This window comes from Psychrobacter immobilis (genome assembly GCF_904846185.1).
Lineage (GTDB): Bacteria > Pseudomonadota > Gammaproteobacteria > Pseudomonadales > Moraxellaceae > Psychrobacter > Psychrobacter immobilis_B.
This window is the reverse complement of record NZ_CAJGZQ010000024.1, coordinates 1-14,265: the sequence shown is the minus strand read 5'-3', so window position 1 is coordinate 14,265 and position 14,265 is coordinate 1. Positions and strand designations below refer to the sequence as shown.

12 protein-coding genes are annotated in these 14,265 nt (G+C 44.2%); 1 reads left to right on the top strand and 11 read right to left on the bottom strand.

Going from position 1 to position 14,265, the window contains the following annotated elements:
• Positions 1-44 precede the first annotated feature (44 nt).
• From ureG to urtA, 11 genes are all read right to left on the bottom strand, one after another.
• Positions 45-698, bottom strand: coding sequence for an urease accessory protein UreG (gene ureG, locus JMW94_RS12185; protein ID WP_201581303.1), 654 nt, complete (start codon positions 696-698; stop codon positions 45-47).
• Positions 699-736: 38 nt separating this feature from the next.
• Positions 737-1,534, bottom strand: coding sequence for an urease accessory protein UreF (locus JMW94_RS12180; RefSeq protein ID WP_045454652.1), 798 nt, complete (start codon positions 1,532-1,534; stop codon positions 737-739).
• Positions 1,527-2,075, bottom strand: a complete 549-nt coding sequence (gene ureE / locus JMW94_RS12175) for an urease accessory protein UreE (RefSeq protein WP_201501303.1) — start codon at positions 2,073-2,075, stop codon at positions 1,527-1,529. The genes JMW94_RS12180 and ureE overlap by 8 nt, the downstream gene beginning before the upstream one ends.
• A gap of 74 nt (positions 2,076-2,149) precedes the next feature.
• Complete coding sequence (gene ureC, locus JMW94_RS12170; protein ID WP_201581304.1) at positions 2,150-4,282, bottom strand: urease subunit alpha; 2,133 nt, start codon at positions 4,280-4,282, stop codon at positions 2,150-2,152.
• Between the two features lie 74 nt (positions 4,283-4,356).
• The gene (ureA, locus tag JMW94_RS12165; RefSeq protein ID WP_045454654.1) at positions 4,357-4,659 is read right to left on the bottom strand and encodes an urease subunit gamma; all 303 of its coding nucleotides are present in this window, start codon (positions 4,657-4,659) and stop codon (positions 4,357-4,359) included.
• Between the two features lie 150 nt (positions 4,660-4,809).
• Complete coding sequence (locus JMW94_RS12160) at positions 4,810-5,799, bottom strand: urease accessory protein UreD (RefSeq protein WP_045454657.1); 990 nt, start codon at positions 5,797-5,799, stop codon at positions 4,810-4,812.
• Positions 5,800-5,843: 44 nt separating this feature from the next.
• Positions 5,844-6,542: an urea ABC transporter ATP-binding subunit UrtE gene (gene urtE, locus JMW94_RS12155; protein WP_201581305.1), complete on the bottom strand. Its 699-nt coding sequence runs from the start codon at positions 6,540-6,542 to the stop codon at positions 5,844-5,846.
• Between the two features lie 63 nt (positions 6,543-6,605).
• Positions 6,606-7,562 carry an urea ABC transporter ATP-binding protein UrtD gene (urtD, locus tag JMW94_RS12150; RefSeq protein WP_201501300.1) on the bottom strand — a complete coding sequence of 319 codons (957 nt, stop codon included), beginning with the start codon at positions 7,560-7,562 and terminating at the stop codon, positions 6,606-6,608.
• Positions 7,562-8,632: an urea ABC transporter permease subunit UrtC gene (gene urtC / locus JMW94_RS12145; RefSeq protein WP_201604585.1), complete on the bottom strand. Its 1,071-nt coding sequence runs from the start codon at positions 8,630-8,632 to the stop codon at positions 7,562-7,564. Before urtC ends, urtD begins: the two co-directional genes overlap by 1 nt.
• Before the next feature lie 10 nt (positions 8,633-8,642).
• Positions 8,643-10,442 (bottom strand): urea ABC transporter permease subunit UrtB, encoded by a 1,800-nt coding sequence (gene urtB, locus JMW94_RS12140; RefSeq protein WP_201604584.1) that lies wholly within the window; start codon positions 10,440-10,442, stop codon positions 8,643-8,645.
• Between the two features lie 138 nt (positions 10,443-10,580).
• Positions 10,581-11,891 (bottom strand): urea ABC transporter substrate-binding protein, encoded by a 1,311-nt coding sequence (urtA, locus tag JMW94_RS12135; RefSeq protein ID WP_201501621.1) that lies wholly within the window; start codon positions 11,889-11,891, stop codon positions 10,581-10,583.
• 584 nt (positions 11,892-12,475) lie between these two features.
• On the opposite strand from urtA, the gene JMW94_RS12130 reads away from it, so the two are divergent.
• Positions 12,476-14,092, top strand: a complete 1,617-nt coding sequence (locus tag JMW94_RS12130) for an NAD(P)/FAD-dependent oxidoreductase (RefSeq protein ID WP_201604583.1) — start codon at positions 12,476-12,478, stop codon at positions 14,090-14,092.
• Positions 14,093-14,265 lie beyond the last annotated feature (173 nt).

Below are 14,265 nucleotides of genomic sequence, written 5' to 3'. Positions count from 1 at the left end.
CAGCGGTTTGTAGAGCACTTATTAATGCCATTACCTAAGGCATTCTACGCCACATTTAACATGCCTTTATCTAAGATAAAAGCAACAATGTCATCAAGACCTTCGCCTGTTTTCATGTTGCTGAATACCACAGGCTTATCACCGCGCATTTTTTTGGCATCATGTGCCATTACCTCAAGTGACGCGCCTACGAAAGGGGCAAGGTCGGTTTTATTGATAATGAGCAAGTCCGATTTCATGATACCAGGGCCGCCTTTACGAGGAATTTTATCGCCTGCAGACACGTCAATGACATATAGTGTCAAGTCGGACAATTCAGGGCTAAAAGTTGCTGCCAAATTATCACCACCAGACTCGATGATAATGAGCTCAAGACCTGCAAATTGCTGCTGTAATTCGGCGATGGCAGATAAGTTAATTGAGGCATCTTCACGAATGGCAGTATGCGGGCAGCCACCGGTTTCAACACCGCGAATGCGCTCAGCTGGCATCGCCTCATTGCGGGTTAAGAATTCAGAGTCTTCTTTGGTATAAATATCATTGGTCACCACTGCCATATTGATGTCATCCCGCAGGCGTTGACATAGTCTCAGCGTCAATGCCGTTTTTCCTGAGCCTACAGGGCCACCAATGCCTAAACGTAGCGGAGAGAGCGTCGTTTCTAAATTTTTGTTTTCGACTTTGGGTGTTAGTGCCATAAATAAAGTTCCTTGATGAGAGTTGTGTTTATTAGCGATTAAGAGCGAAATAGGCGGCTGTATTGCCTTTCATGCTGGCAAGACAGTATGGCTAAATTTGGTAGGTTAGCGGACATATGTAGCTTTTGATAAAGTAGATTCAGCTTTACGTTAGCCTCTAAAGGCATATTTTGAACTTGCAAAAATCTTTGCTTGACGTTGGCAGCCAATGCCTGTATCTGCTGACTTAATAACTGTTGTAGCTGCCAAATAATGCGCTGTCCTGCCATTTGCCCAAGCGGTACGGTCTTGACCGCAGCCAACACCATATTTTCGATTTGACCAAAGGCGTAGGTGGTCAAGGCTTGTACAGGCTTAAGCTGCCAGTGCGAGCTGATATGGGCAAAGAGGGGTAAAAATCCATGGGCAAGTAAGCTGTCAGGCACGTCGAGCTCAAGGACATCACCAAGCCATGCTGATAAAGAAAGAGCCAATTGGCTTGACTCATAGACAAACTCTTTACTTTCACGGCTGGCATGGTAATCTGTACCTAAAGCGTCAGCAAGCGCAACGTCATCAACCATAAGTGCTTCAATCATAAGCGCCAGTAGCGGTAGCTCATACCGACATAATGCCAGCTCCAGATAATCACTCATAAACGCTAAACTACTGCTTTCATTATGAATCAGCCCTGCCTCAATAGCGGGTTCGATGCCTTGCGAGTAGGTATAACTGCCAATAGGTAGGTTACTTGACGCCAGAATGAACAAAAGTCCAGTTACTTCTGTATTATTCAGATCATTTATACCTTGTGCGGTACAGGTAGTCTGCTGTGAGTGTGTGGCGTGATTAGTCATGAGAGTTGCCGTGGGTATGTGAATGGTCATGGTCGTGACCATGATGACTATGACCATGAGAGTGAGAATGTCCGCCTTGATTGCCTTTATAGGCACCCGTTTCTGGCTCAAACGGCGCTTGTACGGCTTGGGTATGTAGTCCAAGTTGATTTAACATCGCTTCTAAAACATGATCAGGCTCAAAGTACAGGGCCTTAGTTGTAATCATTAATGGCACATGACGATTACCTAAATGGTAAGCGCCTTTCATAAGGTCAAAACCATTATCAGCAGTCACTTCGATTAAGGCTTGATTAGCGGCCATAATCTGTATCAAGTTGCCTTGATGGTCTGCCAGTACACTGCCATTCTTAATAGTTTCCGTACGTGGTAAATCAACACCAATGATTGCGTGGTGCTGTGTTTCTGCTTTAAAACGGCTACGCTGACGGGTATCGAAATCTAAATATAAAAAGTTTTCTGCCTGTTTTTGCCTATCAATAATCGCCTGTTGTTCAGCGCTAAGGGTTGATAGATCAAGACGTTGCGTATAAATGTTCATAATTATGTTTATAGTCCGTTAAAGTAGATGGTTGACAGCTGATGGTGGATTATCAGCACGACAATAAAAAGCAGCTAGAATAAAAAATAGCGCTGTGCCATCGGTAGATAGTCGGCAGGCTCACAGGTCAACAGCTCACCATCGGCGTACACTTCATAAGTCTCAGGGTTAACCTCCATCTTAGGACAGTAGCTGTTGAATTTCATGTCTTGTTTGCGTACCTTGCGAATGTTATGTACTGCTTTGATGACCTTTTCTAACCCTAATTGCCTATCAACACCTTTGTCTATCGCAGCACTTGACATAAAGGTGATACAAGTCTGCGCCACTGTTTTGGGGAAGCTACCAAACATGCTGCGATAGTGCACAGGCTGCGGGGTTGAAATGGAAGCATTGAGGTCGCCCATGGACGCTGCCGCAATCAAGCCGCCTTTAATGATAAGGTCAGGCTTTACGCCAAAAAATGCAGGCGACCATAAAATTAAATCCGCCCATTTATCTACTTCAATGGATCCCACTTCGTCACTAATGCCATGAGTGATGGCAGGATTGATGGTGTATTTTGCGAGGTAGCGTTTGATACGAAAATTATCATTGCTGCTATTAGAGTCAGTGGGATTTAGCATGATATTTTCTAAGGACTGCTCCGTTTTAGCTGATTGATCAGGAGCCAGATGACCGCGTTGGGCTTTCATTTTATCAGCCGTTTGCCACGTGCGAATAATGACTTCTCCCACGCGTCCCATCGCTTGCGAGTCACTACTCATCATGGAGATGGCACCCATGTCTTGTAAAATATCTTCGGCGGCAATGGTTTCTTTACGAATACGACTCTCGGCAAAAGCGACATCTTCAGCAATGGCTGGGCTTAAGTGATGACAAACCATGAGCATGTCGAGATGCTCGTCAATGGTATTAATGGTGAAAGGGCGCGTCGGGTTGGTTGATGAGGGTAAGACGTTGGTTTCGCCAATAGCTTTTAAGATATCTGGGGCATGACCGCCGCCAGCGCCTTCGGTATGGAAGGTATGAATACAGCGGTCTTTAAACGCGCCGAGAGTGCTATCTAAATAGCCGCTTTCATTTAACGTATCAGTATGAATAGCCACTTGCACATCATATTCTTCAGCCACGCTAAGGCAGTTATCAATGGCTTTGGGCGTGGAGCCCCAGTCTTCATGAAGCTTAAGCCCGATAGCACCCGCTTCAATCTGCTCAACAATGGGAGCAGGTAAACTGACGTTGCCTTTACCCAAGAATCCGATATTCATCGGAATAGAGTCGGTGGCTTTTAGCATGCTGTGAATATGATAGGCACCAGGCGTACAAGTAGTGGCAAGAGTACCTTCAGCAGGTCCCGTACCACCGCCTAACATCGTAGTCACACCAGACATTAGCGCCGTTTCACATTGCTGAGGTGCAATGAAGTGAATATGGCTATCGATTCCGCCAGCAGTCAAAATTTTACCTTCTCCTGCGATAATTTCGGTAGCCGCGCCAATAGGTAACGTCACATTAGGCTGAATATCAGGGTTGCCAGCTTTACCAATGCCGCTAATGCGACCGCCCTTAATAGCGACATCTGCCTTATAGATACCGCTGTAGTCCACAATCAAAGCATTGGTAATAATAGTATCGGCAATTTGCTCACCCAGCAGCTGTGATTGACCCATCCCATCGCGGATTACCTTGCCGCCACCAAATTTGACCTCTTCACCAATGCTGACGCTATCAATATCAGGCTGGTGGTCAATATGACTGGTCAAATCATACTCAACCTCAAGCCATAAATTCGTATCGGCTAAGCGTACCTTATCCCCTGTGGTAGGGCCAAAATGCTCGGCATAGATACGTCGGTCAATGCGTTTTTTCGAGGTGTTTTGAGAGGTTTTAGGGTCTACAACGCCCATAACCTCGCCTGAAAAACCATAAATGTGCTGTCTACCTGAGATGGCAACCAGTTCCACTTCGCGCGCTTGTCCTGGCTCAAAACGTACCGCAGTGCCAGATAGGATATTGAGTCGATAGCCAAGCGTCGACTCTCGATCAAAGCTCAGTGCTGCATTGACTTCATAGAAGTGATAGTGAGAACCGATTTGAATAGGGCGGTCGCCAGTATTGATTACCGTTATGGTTTGAACATATCGACCAGCATTCAAAGCCATATCGCCTGCTTTAATATTATATTCGCCTGCTTTTATCGTCATTTTTATTATCCTTAATCGTCTTATGGCAATGGCTCTAGTTCAATATCGTTTTATACGGCTTTACAACAAGCAAGCTATACGATGGGGTTATGTACCGTCACCAGCTTAGTGCCATCGGGGAAAGTGGCTTCAACTTGGACATCGTGTATCATCTCTGCAATGCCTTCCATGACGTCATCGGCAGAGAGATAAGTGGATCCTTCACTCATTAGTTGCGCCACGGTTTTGCCATCACGCGCGCCTTCCATTAGTAACATGCTAATGTAAGCGATAGACTCAGGATAATTGAGCTTTACACCGCGATTTTTACGACGTTCCGCCACCATGCCTGCGGTAAATAGTAAGAGTTTATCTTTCTCTGTAGGATTTAATTGCATAAAGCTTCCTTAATAATTATTGTGCTTTAAAGACTATGAACCGTTTTTAATCTTCATAAAGTAAAGGTGCTAAGTTAAATGTACTAAGTAGAGTCATTCTGGTTTGATTCAGCATTGTTCAGGGATGAGAGTATGCAGGAGCACATGGTATTAGGTGTCCCAAATTCTCGGTCGATGAGGCTCAAGCTTGTACCATTTAGACCTGATAAGCTCGCGGACTTGGTAAAAAGCCTCAAAGCAGGCACGCACATCTACCCCTAAATAACGGCAATTAATACCTTGAAAATTGTGAGTACAGTGAATAGGTAGTGACTGCGTATCAATGAGATGGCGTATCTCGGTAATAGTGGCATCTAAATACTGACCAAGCTTGAGCGGATTATTCTGTAACTCAGGTGCAATGATCTCTGTGCTAGGTATTGCCCAAAAAGAGCCATGCACATGTTGATTATTCAGTCCTAATGGTGAGGTAAACCAGCGCGTATTTGCTGGCTGGGAGGTGCATTCGCTGACCAATAAATTACTCTCACGCCATATCTCTAAGCGGTTGGCATAATGACCATTAGCAAACGTCTCTTGATACGCTTGACGTCCAAATACCGCAATATCCCAAGTCAATAAACTTGCTGTCTTAGCTAAATAAAAGCGGCTATTGGCATTAGAGTTGGAATAATCGTAATAAATGCTTTCTTGAGGTAGCCATTCAAGGACAGCGTGATCATCGAGGCGGGCGTCGATATGCTGTTCTGCGCTGACAACATCATTAAAACAGTCGTTAGAAGTGTTGCTGTTTGCCGATTGAGTACCGTTGTTAAATTTTGATGAGTCGCTGGGTCTAGAGGATCGCAACGATTTGCGTTGCCCGTACCATTTTCCGGCTCCAGGGGTGGTAATCACCGCATGGCTATTAGAGTGTAGGTTAAACTCCAATGTTAAGCGGTCATCATCGGCGATACCAGCAGGAGGATACAACACATAAATATGGCAAATCCCTGCTTGGCTGTTATCAGTACTATCAGGCTCAGGATACAGCGCGCGCTGCACCATGAGTGCGCCAGTATGGGCACGATGACACAGCCGAGTTTTTGCAGCAGTAGAGGCGCAGTCGAAATGGAGCTGTAGTGAGGATTGCCAAGTCAAAATTGTATTCCCTTTTATAAAGTGTCTTTTTATAAAGTTTCCTTTTAGATTGCCACCAACTCTTGAATATTGTTTTTTGCCATGTCACATCCAGCCCCCTGAGCTACGACTTGTCCTCTAGAAAGCACGGTATAGTTATCGGCAAGCTCTTCTGCAAACTCATAAAACTGCTCGACTAAAACAATTGCCATATCGCCTTTATTAGCAAGACTACGAATGACTCTACCAATGTCTTTAATAATGGACGGTTGGATACCTTCAGTCGGCTCATCAAGTACTAGTACTCGAGGCTCTGATGCAAGCGCACGAGCAATAGCGAGTTGCTGCTGCTGACCGCCAGATAGATCGCCACCACGGCGATGCTTCATCTCGTCCAGCACTGGAAATATATCATACAAGTGTTTGGGTACTTTACTTGCTTTTCGTTGAGAAAATTTCGCCATTCCAATCAGAATGTTTTCTTCAACGGTCAAAGTAGAAAATATATCACGTCCTTGCGGCACATAAGCGAGTCCTGCGCGCACACGTTGCTCAGGTGTCATCTGACTAATATCCTTACCGTCCAATAAAATCTCACCTGATTTGATTGGTAGGATGCCCATCAAGCATTTAAGCAAGGTGGTTTTACCGACGCCATTACGACCCAGTACCACGCTACATTCTCCTACAGGGGCGGCGAGGGTGACATCACGTAAAATGTGACTGCCACCGTAATATTGATTTATGGCATTGATTTCTAACATATAAGCACCTCTATTTTTTAGGTCTATTTCTAAGTGTTACTATTTGTTATCGACCTGAGCTTATTACCGACCCAAATAGGTCTCAATAACGGCCTCATTATTCTGTACTTCACTCAACGTGCCTTCAGCCAAAATAGCGCCATTTGCCAAAACCGTTACTTTCTCACTTATGGCATCAATAAAGGTCATGTCATGCTCAACCACGATCAAGGTGTGATTCTTTTTAAGGCGTAGACATAACTCAGCGGTATGTTCAGTTTCGGCATCGGTCATGCCTGCTACTGGTTCATCAAGTAAGATAAGTTTTGGTCTTTGCATCAGTAACATTCCAATCTCTAGCCACTGCTTTTGACCATGAGACAATAATCCTGCTGGCTTGTTAATCAGCTCTTTTAGGCGTATTTGATCAAGCGTTGAGTCAAGGGTATCTTGGATTTCTGTGTCAATACGAGTAAACCAGCTCTTTGATACCCGTTTGTCCTTTGGCGCAGCCAGCATTAAGTTATCAAGTACGGTAAATTTCTCAAATACGGTAGGTTTTTGAAACTTACGGCCAATGCCTGCTTCCGCTATTTCTTCGGTAGATAGTTTGGCTAAATTATGTACTTGACCGAAAAATGCACTGCCTTTAGTGGGGCGCGTTTTACCCGTAATAACATCCATTAAAGTTGTTTTGCCTGCGCCATTAGGGCCGATGATGCAGCGTAGCTCGCCTGCCTCAATGTATAAAGATAAATCATTGAGTGCGCGGAACGAGTCAAACCACACGCTAACGTCTTCTAAATACAGCGCAATACCATGTCTCATATCTGGCCCTGATTTGGGAACAGGATGCGCTAAGCCTCCGCTATCTCCGTAATCTTCAGCCAAAGTAGTGACTGGTCGGGTAGGCATGTTTTCTGCGACCGTTATGTGTGGTGTATTTTTAGATTTTTTCATTGGATTATTGATACTAGGATTGTTTTTAACAAGCGTATCGTTAGTAACTTTTTGGGAAGTAGCAGCATTAGTTATTAACATTATTCTTTTTCCTTTTTAAAACGATCAAGTACGCCAATGATGCCGTTAGGGAGAAATAAAGTAACCACCACAAATAATCCACCTAGAATAAGTAACCAAAACTCCGGATAGGCGACGGTAAAATACGTTTTAATCACATTAATTGTACCAGCGCCTACAATGGCACCGATTAATGAACCTCTACCTCCAGCAGCCACCCATACTGCCATCTCGATAGAGTTGACGGGGTTCATCTCACCTGGATTAATGATGCCAACTTGCGGTACATATAGAGCACCAGCGATACCAGCTATTATTGCAGACAATACCCAAGCTGAAAGCTTGTACCAAAGCGTGCGATAGCCTAAATACTGCAAGCGATTTTCACTATCACGAATGGCACCGAGCACGCGCCCATAAGGCTGGCTCATCAGATAGCGTAGTCCAAGATATGACAGTAGCAGCGCCAAAGCAGTCGTAAAACACAGTACAGCCCTCGTTGAAGAGGCAGTGATGTCATAACCTAGTAGCGTAGTAAAACCTGTGAAACCATTGTTACCACCAAAGCCTGTTTCGTTACGGAAGAATAATAAGGCTGCCGCGTAAGTCATGGCCTGAGTAATAATCGAAAAATAAACCCCTTTAATCTTTGAGCGAAAAGCAAAATAGCCAAAGATAAAAGCGACTAGACCGGGAACTAGCACCACTAGAGCCATCGCCCACCAGAAATGTTGAGTGCCTGCCCAATACCAGGGTAGCTCTGTCCAACTTAAGAAACGCATAAAGTCTGGCAAGTCTGTGCCAGCAGTTTCACGCGTCAAATACATACCAAAAGCATAACCTCCTAGCGCAAAATAAAGACCATGACCTAAGCTTAGAATGCCGGCATAGCCCCAGACCAAGTCTAAAGCCAGTGCTACCATGGCGAGCGCCATTATTTTACCAATCAAAGTTATCCAATAAGCAGACAGGTGAAAACTAGAGGTTTCAGGTAATAAATGGAGCCAAGGCAATATCAGTAGCACTAAAAAACACAAACCAATCAGAATGGCATTACGTGGGGAATCAGATAATAATTGAGTCAAACGCATGAGGTTCTCCTTAATCCACAAAACGGCCTTTGAGGGCGAATAAACCTTGTGGACGTTTTTGAATAAACAAAATCACAAGAACCAGTAACACAATCTTAGCCATCACAGCACCAATGCCAATCTCAAGCACCGTACCACTGACACCAAGACCTAAAGATGCCAATACCGCGCCCCATACTTGCCCAACACCGCCAACCACAACGACTAAGAACGCATCAATAATATAAGTTTGACCTAAGTCAGGTCCGACGTTGCCCACTTGCGCCAAAGCACAGCCAGCGAGACCGGCCAACCCTGAACCAAGGCCGAATGCCAACATGTCGATGCGAGCAGATGAGATACCAACTGCACGTGCCATTTGCCGGTTTTGAGTGACAGCGCGCACAAACAACCCAAAGCGAGTCTTGTTCAGTAAGTACACCAGTAGCATAAGAATAATGATGGTAAAGCCAATAATAGCGATACGATTGAAGGGAAGTACAAGGCTTGAGGACACTTGATAGGCCCCGCTCAACCAGTCGACATTGCTGACTTCGACGTTTTGCGCGCCAAATATCATTCGAACCAACTGCATAAGAATCAGACTGACACCAAAGGTTGCCAGTAAGGTTTCAAGCTCACGACCGTAAAGCGGGCGAATAATGATTCGTTCAATAATCATGCCGATAATGGCACTGACTAAGAAAGCGACGGGTATAGCAGCAACCAGATACCATCCAGTCATACTAGGAAAATACGCTTGAAAGAGATTTTGCACCATATAAGTGGCGTAAGCACCAATCATAATGAGCTCACCATGAGCCATATTGATGACACCCAGTAGCCCAAAAGTAATGGCAAGCCCTAATGCCGCGAGTAGTAAGATACTTGCCGTACTAAGCCCCGTGAATAGATGACCGATCCAAGTACTGATGGTAATGCGCTGCTCAATACTATCCTCAGCGTCTAACAGCGCAGATTTGAGCACAGGATCGATATCATCTGCCGCCAATGCTTTTTTGACATCCACTAAGACTTGCGGGTTATCGCTATCAGCAAGCACGGTAAGCGCGGCAATTTGCTTGGTGACGTCGCCGTCTCTAAAATCAATCCTCGCTTGTAAAGTACTCAACGCTGTTTTGACGTCGTCGTCTTGCTCGGTAGCAGCAGCAGTACTTATGAGTGTTGGATCTAGCTGTTCGATATTGTCCGCTAAGATGGCAACTGCCTGCATACGTTGCGTAGGAACGTTTGACTCAAGCTTAACCTTGGCTTGTCCAAACACTAGGGCTGAGCGTAGCGTATTGGTTAAAGTCACTTGCGCCAAGTCACTCGGCCACTCGGTGGTCAGCTGCTTAGCAGGATAAGTAAATAGCTCATCTTCGCTGTTAAGTAGGTAGGTTTGCCCACCATTGCCTTGATATAACTCATCTTTCTTTATCAGCTCAACTAAAGTATCCAAACTCTCAACTGACCCCGGCCACTGGTTGAGCATGGTTTGGCGAATGGTGAAGTCAGCAGCAACGAACTGCTCGATAGCATCCCCTTTACTTATCGCAAGATTAGCTGGCGTAGTAAGAGACTGCTTGTTTTGAGCAAGCAAGGTGTCGTCTTGAGCAAGTAAGGTCTCTTCACTTACAGCATTGGATGTCGCTGCCACAGTATTAGTCGATAGTTTCTCGCCATGGCTGTGTACTGCTGATGTCTCGTGAGCATGAGCAGCTGATGTGATAGCAATGAGGAGGAGTAAAGATAGTAAGGCGAGTATAAAAGTCTTGTTAAAATAATTGGCTTGCGCGTCACTTTTATAATAGGAAGGGTAATGTGACATGATGGTTCCTTTTTTGCAGTCAACACTCCTTTAACCTCTACTAAAAACTGTTTTATCAGTAGAGGAGCTAAAGGGTTGCTGGTTTTGATACCATTAAGGGGCTAAGGATTAGGGACTAAGGCTTGGGTGATCACAACCTTATTTAGGAATGTATTGACTCCATGGCTCAGCACGAATGACTTTTGGAGTTTTGCTGATCACATCGAACTGACCATCGGCACGGATTTGACCGATCATGACAGGCTTCCATAAATGATGGTTTTCCTCATCCATTTTCAATGTATACCCTGATGGCGCGTCAAAAGTCTGACCTCCCATACTAATGCGCACTTTATCGACATTAGTCGTACCAGCTTTTTCGACTGCTTGTTTCCACATATTGATACCCACGTAGGTGGCTTCCATAGGATCATTGGTCACGACTTTGTCAGCATTGGGTAGCTTATGATCCAGCGCATATTTCTTATACTTTTTAGTGAAGTCGCTGTTGACAGGATTTTTAACCGACATAAAGTAGTTCCATGACGCTAAATGCCCTTGCAATAAGCTGGTATCGATACCGCGAAGCTCTTCTTCTCCCACTGAGAATGCCATGACTGGGATATCAGACGCTTTAATACCTTGGTTGGCAAGCTCACGATAAAAAGGTACGTTTGAATCCCCATTAATGGTAGAGATAACCGCCGTCTTTTTACCAGTAGAGAAGCTTTTAATATTGCCAACGATGGTCTGATAGTTGCTAAAACCGAAAGGGGTGTACTCTTCCATGATATCTGTTTCAGCGACGCCTTTAGATTTTAAGAAAGCCCGCAGTATCTGGTTAGTAGTCCGAGGATAAACATAATCTGTCCCAAGTAAGACAAAGCGTTCTGCACTACCACCCTCTGGACTCATTAAGTATTCAACGGCAGGAATAGCTTGTTGGTTTGGTGCAGCACCAGTGTAGAAAATGTTTTCTGACTGTTCTTGACCCTCATACTGCACGGGGTAGAACATGAGGCCATTTAGTTCTTCAACGACAGGTAGCACAGACTTACGTGATACCGACGTCCAACCCCCAAATATCACATCCACTTTATCTTGGGTTAACAGCTGACGAGCTTTTTCAGCGAATAACGGCCAATCAGAAGCGGGATCTACGACGATTGGCTCTAGCTGCTTACCTAACACACCGCCATTGGCATTAATTTCATCAATGGTCATGAGCGCCGTATCTTTTAATGACGTCTCAGAGATGGCCATCGTTCCAGATAAAGAATGCAAGATACCAACTTTGATGGTGTCACCATCTGCCGCAGTGGTAGCAGCCGTCTCAGAGGTGTCCGTTTTTGTGGCGGTAGAATTGGTTTCTGCACTGGTTTCCGCAGGTTTTTGACAACCCATAAGACTTAAGCTGCCGACAACGGCTACTGCTAGTAGAGACAAACGTGATGTCAATTTTGAGTCGATACGATAATTTGTACTTATAGGAGTAGCAGTGATAAGCGTTGGCAATAAAGACATATATTTCTCCAGAAAGATAAAGTAGCAGCATGGTAGGCCGAGTGAACGAGCCATTCCTAACTATTATTAATACTTCAATATCTATGCCAATATAAAATACTAGACAAATGCACCAATATTGGTCTTTATCAGGAGCTAGGGCACTTTTGTGCACCATAATTGGTTTTTATGATTTTCTATGCACCATTTATGTCTGGTTAAGGAATGCTAAAGCGGTATAAAAAATGATGACATCAGAAGCGATGTTTTTTTTTGAGTTCAGGAAGTGTGAACAGAAGGAAATTAAGAAGCAAACGTACTAAATGATGTCAACTTAACTAAAGGTAGGTTTTTTTTAGCTAAAGCACGTTAGCCATTAGGCTTGGTAGCTAGCTTGGGATGAAGTCTGACATTTAGTTTTTATAATAGGATGCTGATCTATGCTGAAGAAACCGTAAATTCACCCTGCGTAAGTAAAATATTTATTCGCTTATTTGTACCAGTACCAGTAAAATGCGAGACTGTTTTCTACACGAGTTTATGAGTAACCAATGATACGTTTAACTGAAATTAAATTGCCATTAAATCATGCACCTGAAGATTTAACGACTGCGATAACGACAAAACTTAAAATCTCTGCTGAGCAAATGGCGTCATTTGTGATGTTTAAACGTGGTTATGATGCTCGTAATAAAAGAAATATCCAATTAATTTATACGCTAGACATCACCCTGACCGACTCGGATTTAACCAATGATTTACTGGTTCAATTTGAGTCAGACAACTATGTTAAGCCAACACCAGATACCAGCTACAAATATTTAGGTGAAGCGCCAGAGAATTTAACTGAGCGTCCTGTTGTTATTGGTTTTGGTCCTTGTGGATTAATGGCTGGACTCACCCTTGCTCAAATGGGTTTTAAACCTATTATCATTGAACGTGGTAATGAAGTCAGACAACGCACCAAAGACACCTTTGGCTTTTGGCGTCAGCGCAAATTAAACACAGAATCTAACGTACAGTTCGGTGAAGGCGGAGCGGGTACTTTTTCTGACGGTAAATTATATAGCCAAGTGAAAGATCCCAATCATTATGGCCGTAAAGTCATGACTGAATTTGTAAAAGCTGGCGCACCAGATGAGATTTTATTTGTCAGTAAGCCGCACATAGGTACTTATAAGTTAGTCACCATGGTAGAAAAAATGCGTGCCGAGATCATAGCACTCGGTGGGGAAGTCCGTTTTGCGACTCGCGTAGACGACTTGCACATCACTGACTCAAAAGTAACAGGCGTGACCCTTAATACTGGCGAAACCTTAAAAACCAACCATGTTGTTCTTGCTGTTGGTCATAGCGCCCGAGACACTTTTGAGATGATCCATGATAAAGGTGTGTATATTGAAGCAAAACCTTTTTCAATTGGCTTTAGGATTGAACATAAACAGTCAACCATAGACCAAGCACGCTTTGGTGACAATGCTGGAAACGAGATACTTGGCGCTGCGGATTACAAACTGGTTCATCATTGTAAAAATGGTCGTTCTGTTTATAGCTTCTGTATGTGTCCAGGTGGAACCGTTGTTGCCGCTGCATCAGAAGAAGGCCGTGTTGTCACTAATGGTATGAGCCAATATTCAAGAAATGAGCGTAACGCCAACAGTGCTATTGTGGTAGGTATCGACCCAGAGCGAGATTACCCAAACCATCCCCTTGCTGGCATTGACTTACAAAGACAATTAGAAAGCTTAGCATTTGAATTAGGCGGCAAAGACTACAACGCACCAGCGCAAACCATTGGTGACTTCTTAAAAGGCAAACCAGACTCAGAATTAGGCGATGTAAAACCGTCTTACACTCCTGGTATTACCTTAACCGACTTAAGCAAAGCGTTACCTGAATTTGCCGTGGATGCCATACGTGAAGCCATTCCAGCGTTTAATAAAAAAATCCAAGGATTTTCATCTGATGATGGGTTACTCACTGGCGTAGAAACCAGAACATCGTCACCAATCAGCATTAAACGCAATAAAGAATTCCAAAGCATTAACACCAAAGGCTTATTCCCTGCAGGTGAAGGCGCAGGATACGCAGGTGGCATATTATCAGCAGGGATTGATGGCATTAAAGTGGCAGAAGCCGTGGCAAAATCGATGTTGAACCTAGAGTAAGAGCGGCTCTAAACGGTAAGCAAATCCTAATATTAAAACGCTTACCTAGGGCGTGTCATCAATTAGCATAGATATTTCAGAATAAGCTATACTTAGATCGTATTTAGGAATTTGAGCTCAATGACTATGACAAGACGACATGCCCTACGTGATGACCAATGGGAGAGAATTAA

Bases quoted from the DNA above. Each gene is read 5' to 3' on its own strand.
- ureG (WP_201581303.1), bottom strand. From the start codon at position 698: ATGGCACTAACACCCAAAGTCGAAAACAAAAATTTAGAAACGACGCTC.
- JMW94_RS12180 (WP_045454652.1), bottom strand. From the start codon at position 1,534: ATGACTAATCACGCCACACACTCACAGCAGACTACCTGTACCGCACAA.
- ureE (WP_201501303.1), bottom strand. From the start codon at position 2,075: ATGAACATTTATACGCAACGTCTTGATCTATCAACCCTTAGCGCTGAA.
- ureC (WP_201581304.1), bottom strand. From the start codon at position 4,282: ATGACGATAAAAGCAGGCGAATATAATATTAAAGCAGGCGATATGGCT.
- ureA (WP_045454654.1), bottom strand. From the start codon at position 4,659: ATGCAATTAAATCCTACAGAGAAAGATAAACTCTTACTATTTACCGCA.
- urtE (WP_201581305.1), bottom strand. From the start codon at position 6,542: ATGTTAGAAATCAATGCCATAAATCAATATTACGGTGGCAGTCACATT.
- urtD (WP_201501300.1), bottom strand. From the start codon at position 7,562: ATGTTAATAACTAATGCTGCTACTTCCCAAAAAGTTACTAACGATACG.
- urtC (WP_201604585.1), bottom strand. From the start codon at position 8,632: ATGCGTTTGACTCAATTATTATCTGATTCCCCACGTAATGCCATTCTG.
- urtB (WP_201604584.1), bottom strand. From the start codon at position 10,442: ATGTCACATTACCCTTCCTATTATAAAAGTGACGCGCAAGCCAATTAT.
- JMW94_RS12130 (WP_201604583.1), top strand. From the start codon at position 12,476: ATGATACGTTTAACTGAAATTAAATTGCCATTAAATCATGCACCTGAA.